Origin of the sequence: Streptosporangium sp. H16 (assembly GCF_051918855.1) — a bacterium.
GTDB lineage: Bacteria > Actinomycetota > Actinomycetes > Streptosporangiales > Streptosporangiaceae > Streptosporangium.
Genome location: NZ_JBPXMD010000032.1, coordinates 1 through 16,031, shown reverse-complemented (window position 1 = coordinate 16,031; position 16,031 = coordinate 1). Strand labels below are relative to the sequence as shown.

Below are 16,031 nucleotides of genomic sequence, written 5' to 3'. Positions count from 1 at the left end.
CATGACGGATGTGACGGTCATCGGGGCCGGGGTGGTCGGTTCCGCGATCGTACGGGCCTGCGTCGACTCGGGCCTGGAGGTCTCGGTCTGGAACCGTACGCCGGAACGCTCGGAGAGGCTCGCGGGACGGGACGTCCACCTCCACGCGACGGCCGCCGAAGCGATCGAGGCCTCCCCGATCGTGCTGCTGTGCCTTCTCGACTACGAGATCACCCACGCGGTCCTCGACGAGACCGCGGCCGACCTCTCCGGCAGGCTCGTCGTCCAGCACGCCAGCGGCATCCCCGACGACGTCGCCCCCCTGCGGAAGCGGGTGGAGGCCGCGGGAGGCAGATACCTGGAGGCCGCGATCCTCAACTACCCGGACGCCATCGGCACCGAAGACTGCTTCACCGTCTACGGCGGGGCGGCCGAGGACTTCAAGGAACTGGCGGGCGTGACCGAGGCGCTGTCCGGCAAGCAGGTGCGCCTGGGCCCCGACCCCGGCTACGCCAAGGCCTACCACGTCGTCTCCAGCGCCTTCTACTACGCCTTCGTCAACGGTTTCCTCGAATGCTCGGCCATCGCGGAGAGCATGGGAGTCCCCCTCAACGACTTCGCGGAGTCCGTGCCGCTCTACGACCCCGGTTTCCAGAACACGATCGGCGTCGGCCTCGGTCTCATCGCGCGCCGTGACTACGCCTTCGAGCAGGCTCCGCTCACCTCGCACCTGGGCGTTCTCAACAACCTGGCGGGCATCGCGGAGCGGGCCGGGATCGACCAGTCCTACCTCGGTGTGATGCGCGAGCGCGTGCTGAGGGCGATGGAGCAGGGCTACCGGCGCGAGCACGTGGCGGTGCTCACCGAACAGTTCCGCAGCCGCCGAGCGGCCTTCCACGACCGCTGAGGGGAAGCATGCACGGGTTTGAACCGGTCGACGGCGAGCCACCTGACGGTCCTGACGGCCTCCGCGGCTTCGACGGCCCTGATGGTTCCGGCGGCCACGACGGCCTTGACGGCCTTGACGGCCCTGATGGCTTCGGCGGCTCCGGTGGCCACGACGGTCCTGATGGCTTCGGCGGCCTCGGCGGCTCCGGCGAGGACGCTGGGACCGGCGGCGTCGCGAGACCCGGTTCCCCGAGGCCGGGCACTCCCGGTCCCGGCCTTCCCGACCCGGCCGTCCCCGGCCCCGGAATCCCAGGCCCCGGGATTCCCGGCCCTGGAGTTCCGGGTCCCGGCACCCCCGGCCCCGGAGGTCCCGATCCCGGTCCCCGGGGTCCCGGCATGCCCGATCCCGGCGCTCCCGATCTCGGGATTCCGGGTGCCGGCACCGCGGCCGCCGGCATCGCCCGCCGCCCTCCCCGCGCGCCCGTCCCCGCCGTCCGTACGGTTGGCGACGTGGTGTTCATGTTCCCCGGCGGGGCGGCGCGGTATCCCGGGATGGGCCGCGAGCTCTACCGCGAAGAACCGGTCTTCCGCGCGGCCGTGGACGAGTGCCTGGGCCTGCTGCCAGGCCGCTCCGCCGAGCGGCCGCAGGCCCTGTGGGCGGACGCGGCACCGGCCCTCCCTGACGAGGCCGGCGAGACCGGTGTGTCCCCGGGCGGGGCGGCGGGGGAGGAGACCGGGAAGGCCGGCCCCTCGTCGGCGTTGCCGGCCGTGTTCGTCATGGAGATCGCACTCGCCCGGCTCCTCATGACGCGGGGGGTGAGCCCTTCCCTGCTGATCGGCAGCGGCGTCGGTGAGTACGCCGCGGCCTGTGTCGCGGGCGTCATGTCGCTGCGCGACGCCCTGGCCGTCGTGGCCAGGCGCGGAGAGCTCCTGGCCACCCTGCGCGACGGGGCGATGCTGGCGGTTCCGGCCTCCGAGCGGGAGATCGAGCCCTTCCTCGGGGAGGGGGTGTGCCTGTCGGCGGTCAACGGCCCGGCGTCCTGCGTGCTCGCCGGTCCCGCCGCCCACGTCGCCGAGGTCAGGGAACTCCTGGACCGGCGCGGGATCGCCTGCCGCCTCCTGCCGCTCAGCACCGCCGCGCACTCGGCCCTGGTCGACCCCGTGATCGACGAGTTCCGCGACTTCCTCGACGGCGTCCCGCTGCGCCGCCCCTCGCTGCGCCTCGTGTCCGGCGTGACGGGGACCGGCGACGCCGACTTCGCCGACCCCGGGTACTGGGTCACCCATCTGCGGGCGACGGTCCGCTTCGACGCCGGACTCGGCCACGTCCTGGCCGGCGGTCCGAAGATCCTCATCGAGGTGGGACCGGGCACGACCCTGACCACGCTGGCCCGGGCACGAGCGGGTACGGACTCCGTCGCCGTCAACGTGACCCGCCATCCGGCGGAGGAGCGAACCGACGGGGAGGTCCTGCTCGGCGCGCTGGCCCGGCTGCGGGAGGCGGGCGTCGAGGTCGACCTGTCCTCCCCGCGGCCGGAGCGGCGGCTCAGGCCGCCCGCGCCGCCCCACCCCTTCGCGCCGGCCGCCGTTCACCCGCCGGACCGGCCGACCGGAGTTGACCCGCCGGACCTGCCGGCCGTCGCTCATTCTCCGGACCGGCCGCGCGTCACCGTTCCCGCCGTCACCGGGCGGGAACGTTCGTCCGCCGGTCTGTACGGGATCACCTGGAAACGGGCCGTGGAGGTGTCCCCGGCCGATCCCGGCCCCACCGTGCGGGAACACCGCTGGATCCTGCTCTCCGACTCGTCACCCCTCGCCGAGGCGGTCGCCGCGAGGCTGGAGGAGTACGGGGCCACGACCGTCGTCGTCACCCCGGGGCGCGCGTTCCACCACGCGGCCCGGGACCGGATCACGATCGACCCCCGGTGCGGGGAGGACTACGAGCAGCTCCTGAAGACGGTGGAGGGTGACGCGGAGGGGCCGTCGCGGATCGTCTGCCTCTGGGGAGCGTCACTGCCCGCACAGGTCTGCCCGCCGCTGGGCCACGTCGCCGGCCTGGCCCGTGCCCTGAGCGGCCGGCCGGAGACCGATCTCTGCCTTGTCACCCGGGGAGCCCTGGAGATCACCGGAGGCGAGCGGCTCGACCCGCGGGCGGCCCTCACGGTCGGAGCCGCCGGGCCGCTCCGCCGCGAACTGACCGGCACACGTGTCCGGCTCGTGGACCTGGACCCCGGCGACAACGAAGACCACGGGATACGGGCCGCGGAGCTCCTGGCCGAGCTCTGCCGCCCGCCGCACGAGGATCCGGTCGGCCTGAGGGCGGGGCACCGCTGGCTGCGCGGGTTCGAGCCGCTGGACGTGGCGCCCGGCACGTACGGGAGTCCCTCGGTGCGCCGGGGCGGGACCTACGTGATCACCGGGGGGACGGGCGGGATCGGGCTGCGGCTGGCCGGACACCTCGCGGCCGTCCACTCGGCGCGGCTCGTCCTGATCGGACGCGAGGCGCCCGGGACGTTCCCGTCGTACGGCTCCGGCTCCGGTGGCGGGGAGAGTGCGGCGCTGAGGGCCCTTCTCGCGGAGCGGGGGGACGACGTGCTGGTGCGAGGTGCCGATGTCGCCGACGCCCGGCGCCTCAGGGAGGTCCTCGAAGAGGCGCGGTCGCGGTTCGGCGAGATCCACGGGGTGATCCACGCCGCGGGCGTGCCGGGGGAGGGCATGGCGGAGTTCCTGACCGAGGACGGCATCGCCGCCGCCCTGCGGGCCAAGACCGAGGGGACCGCCACCCTGGTCTCGGTCCTGCGGGAGGTGGGCGCGCTTCCCGATTTCGTGGTGCTGTTCTCCTCGCTGGCGTCGTTCTCCGGGGCTCCCGGGCTCACCTGTCACGGGGCCGCCGACGCCTTCCTCGACACGTTCGCCCTCGGCGCCCGGCGCGACGGCGGAGGCGTACCGGTGCTGTCGATCAACTGGGACCGGTGGAACGGCGTGGGAACGGCCCGTGACGCGGAACGCCGTCACCGTGAGCTCACCGGGGAGGGCCTCACCGGAGGGCTGAGCCCCGAGGAGGGGCCGGCGTTCTTCGAGAGGTGCCTGGCCGTCCTTTCGCTGGGTCAGGTCGTCGTCGCCTCCCGCCCGCCGGGGGACACGGACCCCGCCCGGCGGTCCCCGGCGCCGGACGCCCGGTCACGGCCCCTGCGCCCGCGTCACCTCGCCGCGACCTCTGCGGCGGGCGGGGAGCCTCGCGCGCACGGAGACGCGACCCCCCGGGCCGGGGGCGAGGGAGAACCGGAGGCGGCCGGCCCGTACGCGGCCCCCGGAAGGAACGACCTCCCGTGACCGAGACGATCCCGGCCGACTCCCGCATGTGGCTGCACGGGGAGTGCTCGCTCGCCGAGCCTCGCGCGCGCCTCGTCTGCTTCCCCCACGCCGGGGGTGCCCCGATGTCCTACCACGGGTGGCAGGACCGGTTGCCCGCCGACGTCGAGCTCTCCGCCGTGTGCTATCCCGGCAGGCAGAACCGCGTCAACGAGCGGCCGATCGACCGGATGGAAACCCTCGTCGACCACGTCTGCCGGGCACTGTTCTCCCTGGCGGACCGGCCGCTCGCCCTGTTCGGGCACGGCATGGGCGCCGTGGTCGCGTACGAGGTCGCGGTCAGGCTCGCCGGACGATACCGGATCTCCCCGGCGGTGCTGCTGGTGTCCGCGCACGCGGCGCCGCACCTGTGCGCGGACGACGCGAGGAGGATCCCCATCGGCGACCGCCAGCTCGCCGAGCAGGCCGCCGCCGCGAATCCGACGCTCCTGCGCTTCCCGGAGCTGATGGACCTGGAGATGATCGCGTTGCGGGCCGACCACGATCTCCTGCACGCCTACCGGCCCGCGTTCACCCCGCCGGTCACCGCTCCGATCATCGGCTACCTGGGGACGGACGATCCGCGCGTGAGCCACGGGGAGATGCGTGCCTGGAGCCGCGTCGCGGGCTCCGGGTTCGAGCTGCGGACCTTTCCCGGAGGCCCCTTCTGCCCGATGGACGCGGAAGGGGAACTCGTCGCCGACATCGCGGAGCGCCTCGCCGGCGTCGGGGACATCGACCAGGCGTTCCGCGAGGGCTCACCCGCTTCTTCACGGCACGCGTGAGGTTCTCGGCACACGTGGAAGAGATGTCACGATCGTGATCGGCGACAGCCCGGCAGCGGGCGGCGGGACCGGAGGCGGGTCCGCCGATGCCGGTCATCCGGGTGTGCCGCCGGAACGGGCTCCTTGATCGAGGAGGGCGTCGACCATCTGCTGGAGTTGCGTACGCCCGGTGGGGCCGAGGGCGCGGCCGAGGACGTCGGCGAGTTTTTCGAAGGGGTCGTCCACCGACAGCTCCCTCATCCGCTCGGCGAGTTCGTCGACCGTCCACAGGCCGTCCTTGTGGACGTGCGCACCGGGCGACCATCCGTGGTTGACCGTGACCGATCCGCCTCGGATGGAGAGCACCTGACCGGTGAGCGGACACGCCGCGGTGGCCAGGTAGGCGGCGACGGGCGCGTTGGTGGAGGGGTGCAGCGGGTCGAACCGTCCTGCCGGCGGCTCCTCGCACATGCCGGGGACCTGGAGGGTGAGCCGGGTGCGCGCCATGGAGGGCGAGACGCAGTTGACCCGCACGCCGTACCGGCCGAGTTCGAGAGCTCCGACGATGGTCATGGCCGCGACTCCGGCGTTACCGGCGGCGTAGGAGGCCTGCGTGGGCAGCGGGTTGAGCAGGCCCGAGCCCGAGGAGGTGTTGACGACGGCACGGTCGACGCGGTCACCGGCCTCGAACCGTTCGCGCCAGTGGCGGGCCGCCCAGCGAGTGACCGCGAACGTGCCTTTCAGCTTCACGGCGATGACGTCGTCGAACTCCTCCTCGGTCAGGTCGGCCATTCCGCGGTTCCGTTCGATGGTCGCGTTGTTGACGACGACGTGGAGGTCACCGAAGGTCCGTAGGGCCGTGTTCACCATGCGTCGGGCGCCGTGCCAGTCGGCGACGCTGTCGGTGTTGGCGACCGCCTGCCCGCCGCGGGCGATGATCTCCTCGACCACCGCGGCCGCCACGTCGGCGTCGCCACCCGTGCCGTCGACGGCGACGCCGGGGTCGTTGACGACGACCCTGGCACCCTCGGACGCGAAGAACAACGCCTCTTCTCGCCCGATGCCGCGCCCGCCTCCGGTGATGAGGACGACGCGTCCGTCCAGACTCCCCACGTGCACCACTCCCTCTCAATCAATACACTTGATGCATTAATACATTGCATGAAGCAATGCATGGAATGCAATAGGCTGAGGTCATGACGGAGAGTCCGGGGTTGCGGGAGCGCAAGAAGCGGCGCACACGGCAGGCGCTGATCGAGGCGGCGGTCCGCCTGTTCGAGCGGAAGGGGTTCGAACACGTCACGGTGGCCGAGATCGCCGAGGCCGCGGAGGTGTCCACCCGTACGTTCTTTCTTCACTTCCAGACGAAGGAGGACGTGCTCTTCGCCAACGCCGACGTGCGGATCGATCTGGCGCTGCAGGCGGTCGCCGAGCGCGGCGCCGAGGAGCGATTTCCCGGCGTTCTCGCGCGGGCGATGGAACAGATGATCGCCAATAGCTGGGACAGCGATCTGACCAGCGGGCTCGCGGCGCTCCGGGTCCGCCTGGCCGAGTCGGCGCCGGTGTTGCAGGCGCGGTTGTTGCAGGGGTATGTCACCGCGCAGACCGAGCTGGCCCGGGCGCTGCACCAGGCGTATCCGGACGAGCTGGACCCGGTTGCCGCCGCTGCCCTGGTGGGCGCGATGGTCGGCGCGGTGAGCGCGGCGACACTGGCCAGCCTTCGGCGCGGCGACTCGCCCGAAGGGGTGCGGAACGCGATGCGGCAGGCCGTGGACCTGGTCGTGTGCTGCCACCACCGGGCGAACTGAGGCGCCGTCGCCCGGCCCTCTCTTCGCGTTCGCCGGTCGCCCCGAAGCACGTCGCCCTGGGTCGCCCCGGAAACTGTCGGTGCCCGTTGTCAGAGTCGGCAGGGTCAGCGGCAACGTTCCACCCTCGTCCCCCGGAGGTGCGCGATGGCACGGCGACGGACACCCGCCAAGGCGGTACGACGGCGGGCGTCCGGCGGGCGAAGACCGCGCCGGCGCCAGGGTGACGGCGACCGGTTCCTGTGGGCGGTCGCGGCCGCGGCCTTCTTCGTGGCCGCCGTGTGGCTCGTCGACGTCGTCGTCGCCAACTGGCCGCTGGTGATCGGCGGCACGATCGTGCTGATCGCGGGTCTGGCGGGGGCGCTCCTGCTCCGCCATCGGGTGATCGAGGCCCGGGAGCGGGAATGGCTGGAGGACAACGCGCGCCTCGAACGCGTCGACCGCATGACCGGTGACCGGTTCGAAGCCCTCGTCGAGGCCCTGCTGCGGCGCGAGGGCTTCCGCGGGGTGCGCAGGATCGGCGGCAGCGGTGACGGCGGCGTCGACGTCGTCGCGACCGCGCCCGGCGGCGAACACTTCGTCATCCAGTGCAAGCGCTGGGGCACCTCGGTGGGCTCACCCCAGATCCGCGACCTTCTCGGCGCGCTCCACGCCTATCCCGGCCACCGCGGCGTGCTCGTCACCTCGTCGACCTTCACGGCTCCGGCCAGGGAGTGCGCGGCGGGCACCGGCCTGACGCTGATCGACCGCGCGCTGCTCGCCGCCTGGTTCACCGGGTCCTTCACCCTCGCTCCGCGGGCACGCCGCGGGGCCGGCCGGCGACTCCTGCCGGGACGCCGTCCCTCGACGCCCCGTCCGGACGGCGATACGGGCCTGGAGGGAGCGCTCGGCGACGAACCGGCCTGACGACCGGGCCGTCCACCGGGGCATGCCGGGGCACTGCGGGGCCGGGGGCGCCGGGAGGCGGCGACCGGCGAGTCTCCCGGCGAGCCGGTGTCGGATCCCGGGTCCGTCCGGCCGGGGCGGCTCACGATCCCGCGGTGTCGAGGGCCTTTTCGAAGGCGGCGTGGGCCTCCGGGGTGAACAGGACGAACCGCAGGTCCGTCACCTGTGTCGCAGTGGCCCGTACGGTGCCGACGGCGGTGAGGGCGGCGTGGTCCATCGGCCAGCCGTAGACTCCCGCCGACACGGCGGGAAAGGCGACGCTGGTGGCGCCGAGTTCGTCGGCGACGCGGAGGGACTCGCGGTAGCAGGAGGCCAGCAGGTGCGTGCGGTCCTCGGTGAGGGAGTGGACGGGGCCGACGGTGTGGATGACCCAGCGGGCCGGGAGGTCTCCCGCGGTGGTGGCCACGGCCTGCCCGGTGGGGAGTCCCTTGCCGTACCGGGAGGCGCGCAGGTCCCGGCATTCGGCGAGGACGGCGGGGCCGCCGCGCCGGTGGATGGCCCCGTCGACCCCGCCGCCGCCCAGGAGCGAGGAGTTGGCGGCGTTGACGACGGCGTCGACGTACTGCGTGGTGATGTCCCCCTGGACCAGCGTGATCCTCATGAGCCATGGCCTTCCTCGGCGGTTCGTCTTCTCGTATCGGGTCCTTCCCCGGTTTCCCGTTTTTTCCGCCGCGGCCGGTCACCCCGGCGGTCCCCGGCCGCCGGGGGATCACGGCTCCAGCAGCTCGACCGTGCCGCGCTCGCCGTCGACCCTGATCCGGTCGCCGTCGCGCAGGCGCATGGTCGCGTTGCCGGTACCGACCACGGCCGGGATGCCGAGCTCGCGGGCGACGATCGAGGCGTGTGACAGGGGGGCTCCCATGTCGGTCACCACGGCGGCGGCGCGGGGGAACATCGGCGTCCAGCCGATGTTGGTCAGCGTCGTCACGAGGATCTCGCCGGGGGCGAGCCTGTCGCCGTCCTCGGGACCTGCGATGACGCGGACCACGCCCTCGACGACGCCCGGCGCTCCGGGGAAGCCGGTCACGGTGTCGCTCACCGGGGCGCCGCCGCCCCTGGCGTCGAAGATGTCCCCGCGCCGGCCGGGATCGGCGGCCCAGCGCTCCGGGTCGAACCGGCCGACGATCAGCGTGGGATAGGCGGGCAGGGCCGCGTACCGCTCGTACGTCGCCCGCCGGACCGCCACCTTCTCCGCCGGTGCGTCGTCGCCGCGCAGGACGGCGAGGATCTCCTGGATCGACAGGAAGAACAGGTCGTCACCGTGGCCGGTGAGCTCCCCGGCCCGCAGGACGAAGGAGCGCAACGCCCAGAAGGCGCGAATCACCTCCGAGCGGGCCGACTCCCGGTCACGGACGATCGCGTTCCACCGCGCCACCCGCAGGCGCGTCCCGGCCACCTTGCGGGGGTAACGCTCCCCGAAGCGCCTCCAGGCCGCCTCACGCGCCTCCCGCTGGCGGTCGAGCAGCGCACCGGTGTGCCCGCTGCTCTCGGAAACGGCCGCGAGCTGCGCGTCGATCCACCGCGGGTCCTCGCCGGGCCGGGGGATGGAGACCTCGAACTCGTGCGCGCCCCGGTGCCCGTAGAGGCGGGCGAACGTCTCCCTGTCGATCTCCTTCGCGGCGAGCTTCTCCAGGCCGACGATCGTCCCGAGGCTGGCGAGTTCCCCGTCGGCGTTGGCGCCGGTGAGTATGGCCTCGGCGTCTGTCTCGCCCACCATCTCGCGCAGCCTGGCGCGGGTCATGACCAGGGTGTTGCCGCCCTGCCGCCCGGCGGCCTCCAGGGTCTGGCAGGCCTCGACGAAGTACGGAAGCAGCTCGGCCTCCCACAGCCCGGCCAGCTCGCCCGTGGTCGCGGTGGCGGCGATCCGCCCGCGCAGTTCCTCGCATCGCCGCCGCGCCGTGGCGAGGAAACCGGGCATCCTTGCGGCGTTGGCCGTGATCCGCCTGCGCAGGGTGAAGGCGAGCGGCAGCACGCTTCTGATGATCTGCCGGCGCGAGGCGGGAAGCAGCGGCACGTCCAGGCCACGCGGCAGCCTGCCGAAGACCTGCTCGACCGCGCCGAGCCGCCTGCGCATGCCCAGGGCGCGCGCCACCGAGAACACGACGCTCAGGTTCATGTAGAAGCGGCCGCCGATGTTGCCGACCATGGTGAAGCCCGGCAGCGCCGACGTCGACATCGCCTCCCCGATGAAGATCTGGACGAGTGACCACGTGGACGGCGTCATCACGTCGGGGATGGCCTCGCCGAGGTTGGCGCCGGTCCACAGGTAGTCGCCGGTCAGGCTGTCGTTCCACTCCTCGACCTGCTGCCTGAGCCGGGTGATCGGGCGGGCCTGCACGATGAGGAACGTCCCCTCGCGCCTGACCCACTCCACGTCCATGGGCGTCCCGTACAGTTCCTCGATCTCCGTCGCGAGCCGCGCGAGCCGGGTGACCTGGGCCGGGTCGAGCACGGGCCGGTGGCGCAGGTCCTCGGGCACGGGTTCCTCACGCGTGCCGCCGGGGGTGCGCACCGTCATGACGGTCTTGTCGCCGACGTGTTCCTCGACGATGTCGTCGATGTCGCCAATGCCGCTGTTCCCGTTGTTCTCGTTGTTCTCGCCTTTTCCACCGCGGGTTCTGGCGACGATGACGGTGTCGGGCGTCACCTGCCCGCCGACGACGGCCTCGCCCAGGCCCCACGAGGCGTTGATCACGATCTGGTCGCGCGCGCCGGTGACCGGGTTCGCGGTGAACAGGACGCCCGCGGCGTCGGCGGCCACCAGTTCCTGGACCACCACGGCCAGCGTCACGTCGTCCTGCGGCACGCCGTTCGCGGCCCGGTAGGCGATGGCGCGCGCGGTCCACAGCGAGGCCCAGCAGCGCCGGACGGCGTCCAGCAGGCCGTCGCCCCGGATGTTGAGATAGGTGTCCTGCTGCCCGGCGAACGACATGTCGGGAAGGTCCTCCGCGGTGGCCGACGAGCGTACGGCGACCGGCACGTCCTCGCCGAGCCTCGCGTGGGCCGCGCGGATCTCGGCGGCGGTCTCCGCCGGTATCTCCCGTTCCGAGAACAGCGCCGCGATCCGCGGCGACGCCTGCTCCGGAGGCATGCCGGAGACGGCCTCCATGATCTGCTCGTTCAGGCCGTCGCGCGAGACGAAGTCGCGGTAGGCGTCCGTGGTGACGTGGAAACCGCCGGGAACCGGCAGGCCCGCGCGGGCCAGCCGGGCCAGCGAGGCTCCCTTGCCGCCCGCCAGCGCGAGGTCGGCCGCTTCGTCGTCCAGGGGGAGGGTCTTCACCGCGTGTTCTCCTCGAACTTCTCTGGCTTCTCGAACTTCCCGGACTCCCCGGACTCCCCGGACGCCCTGTTCTCCCCGGACTCCCCGTTCTCCTCGAGGCCCAGGGAGACGCGCAGTTTTCGCCGCGCGGCCTCCACGGTGGCGTCGACGTACTCCAGGGTGGCCCGCGTCACCACCCGGGTGACGCCGGCGGGGAGCGGGCCCGCGGTCTCCGTCGCGCTGCCGCCGGCGTCGGCGATCAGCTCCGCCAGTCGCTCGTCGGACGGCCTGTACCCGCCCGGCATCATCGGCGAGACGAGCAGGAACCCGTACAGGACGGAGACGAGCATGGTCACGTGCTCGGCGGGCGACAGGTCGCTCCGCAGCGCGCCGTGTTCCCGCAGCGTGCCGAGGTAGGCCTGGAAGTCGCCGCCCAGCTCGGCGCCGGCCGTGCCGTCCCGCTTCTGGCGTGTGAGCCTGCCCAGCACCTCCGAGTCGCCCAGGATGCTCGCCCGCATCAGGGGCCTGCCGAGAACCTCCGAGGCGAGCGACCTGAGCAGGTCGCGGAGGGTGGCCGGGCCGTCCCCGAGCCGCCGCCGCACCTCGGTGATCATCTCGACCCGCTCACGGCGCACCAGCGCGGCGAACAACTCCTCGCGCGTCTTCCAGTGCAGGTAGATCGTGCCCTTGGCGACCCCGGTCCGCCGGGCGATGTCCTCGACGGTGGTCTTGTCGTACCCCCAGCGCAGGACGAGGTCGGCGGCGGTGTCCAGGATGCGGTGCGCCCGTGCGAGCCGGTGCGAGGCGTCCTGCGGGGGTCGGCCCGCCTTCCTGCCCTCCGGCTTCATGGTCCCCACCATTTTCCGTAAATTTGACCAAATATCCTCATCTGGTCATTTAATTAATACCACACCGCCGGAGAGGTGGCGGTACGGGGACGGGGTGCGGGGCGGGGGCGCGGAAGCGGTGCCCGGGGGTGCGTCCGGGGGCGTGCCGGTGAGCGGTGGCCGCGGGTATGTCCGGGGGCGCACAGGCGGGACCGGTGAGCGGTGCCCGGGGTACTTCCAGGGCGTGCGGAGGTGTGAAGGGTCACGTCCGGGGGCGGTGCGTGGGCAGGTCGAACCAGACGCCGGTGCCGATCTGCCCGGTGCCGCACAGACGTGTCCAGCGCGCCCCGCAGCGGCCCGCGGTGAACTCGTCGACGATCCGCAGGCCCCGCCCGCCGAGCTCCAGATCGTCCACGCGGCCGGGGGCGGTGAACGGGCGGCGCAACAGGCGTTCGATCAGCGGGACCCCGCCACCGGCGTCGGCCACCTCGGCCCTGATCGGCAGATCGCCGTCGTGCAGGATGCGAAGCTCGTACGGACCCGGGGCGTAGCTGCCGGCGTTGGTGGCCAGCTCGGTGACCACGACCTCCATCTCGGCCACATCGTGGGCGGCGAAAGGCGGCCGGGACAGCAGGTCGCGCAGCAGCTTGCGGGCGCGGCGGGCGGCGTCGCCCTGCGGAAGGCGCCAGGCGGTCATCCGGAAGCGGCCGTGGATTCCACCGTGCACGCCGAACTCCAGAGCCTGAGCGTGCTCGATGAGCATCGTCGCTCCTATCGCGTAGGGCACCAGGGGCAGGTGCCGCCGGGGCTTCCGGCCGCTCGCTGGTCTGAATTACCCATGGTGCGGGACAAGACCGATATACGGAGAGTCGCAGGGCCAATACTGTCCGCAGATCGGTCCGGTGATAGGTGAGACCGATCACCTTGCATGATCGGTCGTACCGATACGGCTCCGGCGGTGCCCGGTCGCCGGTTACCTTGGCGTCAAGGGAACCCGTCAAGGCAACCCGTCAGGGGAATTCGGCCGGGAAGGTCGGCATGAACGTCAGCAGTGGGAACGCGCAGGAAATCGACCCCGCGCTCTGGGAACGCCCGCAGATGCGCCAGGCTCTGGCCGCCCGCGACATGGCCACCGTGTACCGGTTACTCCAGCGGATCGGGGTCTCCCAGCGTCACATCGCCGCCCTCACGGCCCAGTCCCAGTCGGAGATCTCCGAGATCCTCAAGGGCCGCCAGGTGATGGCGTACGAGGTGCTCGGCCGGATCGCCGACGGTCTGGGAATCCCGCGCGGCTACATGGGGCTGGCCTACGACGCCTCCTCCGCGGCGCTGGCCGGGACGGCGGCGGCCGACCACCGCGACGACCCCGGGGAGGACGAGCAGGTGCGCCGCCTCCTCGCGCACGCCGCGCAGGTGACCATCGGCGCGACGGTCGGGGACGCCGAGGAGTGGGCCGAGCCGCTGACGCCCACGGAGACCCCCGTCCCGTACCGCATCGGCATGGCCGACGTCGAGCAGATCGAGGCGGTGACCCGCACGCTGCGCGCCCTGGACTACCGGCACGGGGGCGGTGTCTGCCGCGACGCGGTGGTGGCGCAGCTGACCTGGTCGCAGCGGCTGCTGCGGGCCACGTGCCCGGAGTCGGTCACCCTGCGGCTGCACCAGGCGCTGGCCGACCAGCACAACCTCGCGGGCTGGACCTCCTTCGACGTCGGCCTGTACGGGGCGGCGAGAAGTCACCTGGCCCGCGCGCTGGAACAGGCCAAGTACGCGAGGAACCCCTCGCTCGCGGCCAACGTCCTGTATCGGATGGGACGCGTCCACCTGCACTGCGACCGCATCCTGGACGCGCTGCGGTTCTTCCAGCTCGGGCAGATCTGCGCGCAGGACGCCAGCTGCGAGCGGACCGTGGCGATGCTCTTCGCCAACGAAGCGTGGGCCTACGCGCTGCTGGGCGACAGCGACCTCGCCCTCAAATCGATCAACAGGGCGAGTGACGAGCTGGCCCGCGCCCGTGACCGCGAGTCACCCGCCTGGGTGAGCTTCTTCGGCACCGCCGACCTCGACGCCACGAGCGGCATGGTCCACGCCGACCTCGCCGTGACCCACCTCGACAGTCACCTCGGCATCGCCGAGCGGTTCCTCACCGACGCGCTCGGGCAGCGCGATCCGAGCATGGCCAGGAGCAGGGCCTTCGAGCTGACGGCCCTCGCGACGGTGCAGCTCAGAGCCGGTGACATGACCTCGGGGCTCGCCAACGGCGACGAGGCCGTCACCCTGGCGACCGAGATCCGTTCGGTGAGGATCAGCGACCGCCTCGCGCCGCTGCAGGCCGTCGCCATGATGCGGGCGCACAGCGGCGACGCGCAGGACCTCGCCCGGCGGATCTCGGCGGTGCGCGCCGCATGACGATGACCACCGACCACGCCGGCGGGCTCACTCGCGACCGGCTCCACTCGCTGCTGGCGTCGGTCTGCGCCCGGGCGGGGCTCGTACCCGGTGACGCCGAGCTGATCAAGTTCACCAACAACGCCGTCTTCCGCCTGCGGCGGGCGTCCGTCGTGGTGCGGGTCGCCGGCTCCTCGGCCGCCCGCTCCCGCGTGCCGACGGTGGTGCGGGTCGCCCGCTGGCTGGCCGACCACGACTTCCCCGCGGTGCGGCTGCTGCCCGGCTGCGAGCAGCCGCTCCAGGTGGAGGGCCACCTGGTCACCCTGTGGGAGAACACCCCCGAGGTGGGGCCGCGCCCCGGCGGCGGTGACCTGGCCGCCATGCTCAGGCGGCTTCACACGCTCGCGGACCCGCCGGTGGACCTGCCGGAGTGGGCCCCGATGACCGAGGTCCGCCAGCGGCTCGACGAGCCGGAGGACCTGCCCCCTGGCGACCACGCCTTCCTGCTCGACGAGTGCGACGAGATCGAGGAGCGGCTCGCCGCACTCGACTACGTGCTCCCCGCCGGGGTCATCCACGGCGACGTGTTCATGGGCAACGTCATCGCCGGTCCCGCGGGGCCGGTGCTGTGCGACTTCGACAGCACGGCGATCGGCCCGCGCGAGTGGGACCTGGCCCCCGTCGCGGTCGGACGCCTGCGGATGGACTATCCCTGGGACGAGCACACGCCGCTCGCCGAGGGCTACGGCTTCGACGTCACCCGCTGGCCGGGCTTCCCGGTGCTGCGCCGCCTTCGCGAGCTGAAGCTGGTCACCAGCGTCGTGCCCGTCCTGCGCAGCAACCCGGGCATCCGGCCGCAGTGGGAACACCGCATGCGCAGTTTCAGGTCCCGCGACCAGACGGTCAGGTGGCAGCCGTACCGGTGACCGGTGAACGGGCCCGGCGTAAACCGCGCACGGCCCCGGGGACACCGGGGCCGTCGCGGTCCAGGGAGATTCCGGGACGTGGTCCTGGGGGACGGCAAGCGGTGGCAGGCTGTCGGGAAGCGACACCCGGTCAACGTTCGGGGTGGTTTCCACGGGGGACATAGGGGCTGAACTCCCGATCGTCGCTCGGAGGACATCGCATGCTCAGGATCGGCAAGCTCACCTCTTCGGACCGCCCTCAATGGGAAACCCTGTTCCGCGGCTACAACGACTTCTACGAGCGCACGCTCACGCCCCAACTGTACGACCGTGCCTGGGACGAGTTCCGGGAGGACGTCCGGATGCACGCCCTCGGCGCGAAGCTCAACGGCGAGCTGGTCGGCATCGCGCACTTCCTCATCCACTCCAGCACCACGGCGCTGGACGTGTGCTACCTGCAGGACCTGTTCACCGCGCCGCAGGCCCGGGGCAAGGGGGCGGGGCGGGCACTGATCGATGAAGTGACCGAGTGGGCACGCGCCCGCGACTGCAGCAGGGTCTACTGGTCCACCCAGGAGACGAACACCGCCGCCCGGCGGCTCTACGACAAGGTCGGCGTGAACAGGGGGTTCATCCTCTACCAGATCGACCTCTAGCCATCGGGAGGGACAGCCGGGGATCGCTCCCCGGCCGGCGTCCCGGTGATCCGGTGGAGCCGACCGGGTGACCCGGTCGGCGACCGGACCCGGACCGGTGCCGCTGGGGCACCGGTCACCGGTCTCACGCGGAGATGCGGTCGGTACTGTCGGATCGTTGGCGGTCGTGGGCTTGCTGGAGTTCGGTGTTGATGCGCAGGGCCTCGGCGAGCTGGTCCTCCAGGATGATGATGCGGCAGGCCGCCTCCAGGGCGGTGCCCTGGT

At 72.5% G+C, this 16,031-nt stretch carries 13 protein-coding genes; 8 read left to right on the top strand and 5 right to left on the bottom strand.

The window, feature by feature from the left end; all coding sequences use genetic code 11:
• Position 1: 1 nt before the first annotated feature.
• The 3 genes from ACTOQ2_RS35410 to ACTOQ2_RS35400 all read left to right on the top strand — a co-directional run bounded on the left by ACTOQ2_RS35410 (position 2) and on the right by ACTOQ2_RS35400 (position 5,003).
• On the top strand, positions 2-886 hold the full coding sequence (locus tag ACTOQ2_RS35410) for an NAD(P)-dependent oxidoreductase (protein ID WP_440105188.1): 885 nt from the start codon (positions 2-4) through the stop codon (positions 884-886).
• A gap of 377 nt (positions 887-1,263) precedes the next feature.
• Positions 1,264-4,200 (top strand): SDR family NAD(P)-dependent oxidoreductase, encoded by a 2,937-nt coding sequence (locus ACTOQ2_RS35405; RefSeq protein WP_440105187.1) that lies wholly within the window; start codon positions 1,264-1,266, stop codon positions 4,198-4,200.
• The gene (locus tag ACTOQ2_RS35400) at positions 4,197-5,003 is read left to right on the top strand and encodes a thioesterase II family protein (protein ID WP_440105186.1); all 807 of its coding nucleotides are present in this window, start codon (positions 4,197-4,199) and stop codon (positions 5,001-5,003) included. The genes ACTOQ2_RS35405 and ACTOQ2_RS35400 overlap by 4 nt, the downstream gene beginning before the upstream one ends.
• A gap of 93 nt (positions 5,004-5,096) precedes the next feature.
• Here the strand turns inward: ACTOQ2_RS35400 and ACTOQ2_RS35395 are convergent, their stop codons facing one another.
• Positions 5,097-6,095 (bottom strand): SDR family NAD(P)-dependent oxidoreductase, encoded by a 999-nt coding sequence (locus ACTOQ2_RS35395; protein ID WP_440105185.1) that lies wholly within the window; start codon positions 6,093-6,095, stop codon positions 5,097-5,099.
• Positions 6,096-6,178: 83 nt separating this feature from the next.
• On the opposite strand from ACTOQ2_RS35395, the gene ACTOQ2_RS35390 reads away from it, so the two are divergent.
• Both ACTOQ2_RS35390 and ACTOQ2_RS35385 read left to right on the top strand, forming a co-directional pair.
• Complete coding sequence (locus tag ACTOQ2_RS35390) at positions 6,179-6,790, top strand: TetR/AcrR family transcriptional regulator (RefSeq protein WP_440071728.1); 612 nt, start codon at positions 6,179-6,181, stop codon at positions 6,788-6,790.
• 144 nt (positions 6,791-6,934) lie between these two features.
• Positions 6,935-7,693, top strand: a complete 759-nt coding sequence (locus ACTOQ2_RS35385; RefSeq protein WP_440105184.1) for a restriction endonuclease — start codon at positions 6,935-6,937, stop codon at positions 7,691-7,693.
• Positions 7,694-7,814: 121 nt separating this feature from the next.
• Here the strand turns inward: ACTOQ2_RS35385 and ACTOQ2_RS35380 are convergent, their stop codons facing one another.
• The 4 genes from ACTOQ2_RS35380 to ACTOQ2_RS35365 all read right to left on the bottom strand — a co-directional run bounded on the left by ACTOQ2_RS35380 (position 7,815) and on the right by ACTOQ2_RS35365 (position 12,581).
• The gene (locus ACTOQ2_RS35380; RefSeq protein WP_440105183.1) at positions 7,815-8,333 is read right to left on the bottom strand and encodes an O-acetyl-ADP-ribose deacetylase; all 519 of its coding nucleotides are present in this window, start codon (positions 8,331-8,333) and stop codon (positions 7,815-7,817) included.
• Positions 8,334-8,441: 108 nt separating this feature from the next.
• Positions 8,442-11,012, bottom strand: coding sequence for a PEP/pyruvate-binding domain-containing protein (locus tag ACTOQ2_RS35375; RefSeq protein WP_440105182.1), 2,571 nt, complete (start codon positions 11,010-11,012; stop codon positions 8,442-8,444).
• Positions 11,009-11,851 (bottom strand): TetR/AcrR family transcriptional regulator, encoded by an 843-nt coding sequence (locus ACTOQ2_RS35370; RefSeq protein ID WP_440105181.1) that lies wholly within the window; start codon positions 11,849-11,851, stop codon positions 11,009-11,011. The genes ACTOQ2_RS35375 and ACTOQ2_RS35370 overlap by 4 nt, the downstream gene beginning before the upstream one ends.
• Before the next feature lie 229 nt (positions 11,852-12,080).
• Positions 12,081-12,581 (bottom strand): ATP-binding protein, encoded by a 501-nt coding sequence (locus ACTOQ2_RS35365; RefSeq protein WP_440105180.1) that lies wholly within the window; start codon positions 12,579-12,581, stop codon positions 12,081-12,083.
• Between the two features lie 275 nt (positions 12,582-12,856).
• On the opposite strand from ACTOQ2_RS35365, the gene ACTOQ2_RS35360 reads away from it, so the two are divergent.
• The 3 genes from ACTOQ2_RS35360 (at position 12,857) to ACTOQ2_RS35350 (ending at position 15,767) form a co-directional block, all read left to right on the top strand.
• Positions 12,857-14,227 (top strand): helix-turn-helix domain-containing protein, encoded by a 1,371-nt coding sequence (locus tag ACTOQ2_RS35360; protein WP_440105179.1) that lies wholly within the window; start codon positions 12,857-12,859, stop codon positions 14,225-14,227.
• Complete coding sequence (locus ACTOQ2_RS35355; protein WP_440084278.1) at positions 14,224-15,132, top strand: phosphotransferase enzyme family protein; 909 nt, start codon at positions 14,224-14,226, stop codon at positions 15,130-15,132. The genes ACTOQ2_RS35360 and ACTOQ2_RS35355 overlap by 4 nt, the downstream gene beginning before the upstream one ends.
• Before the next feature lie 200 nt (positions 15,133-15,332).
• Positions 15,333-15,767 carry an N-acetyltransferase family protein gene (locus tag ACTOQ2_RS35350; RefSeq protein WP_440105178.1) on the top strand — a complete coding sequence of 145 codons (435 nt, stop codon included), beginning with the start codon at positions 15,333-15,335 and terminating at the stop codon, positions 15,765-15,767.
• Positions 15,768-16,031 lie beyond the last annotated feature (264 nt).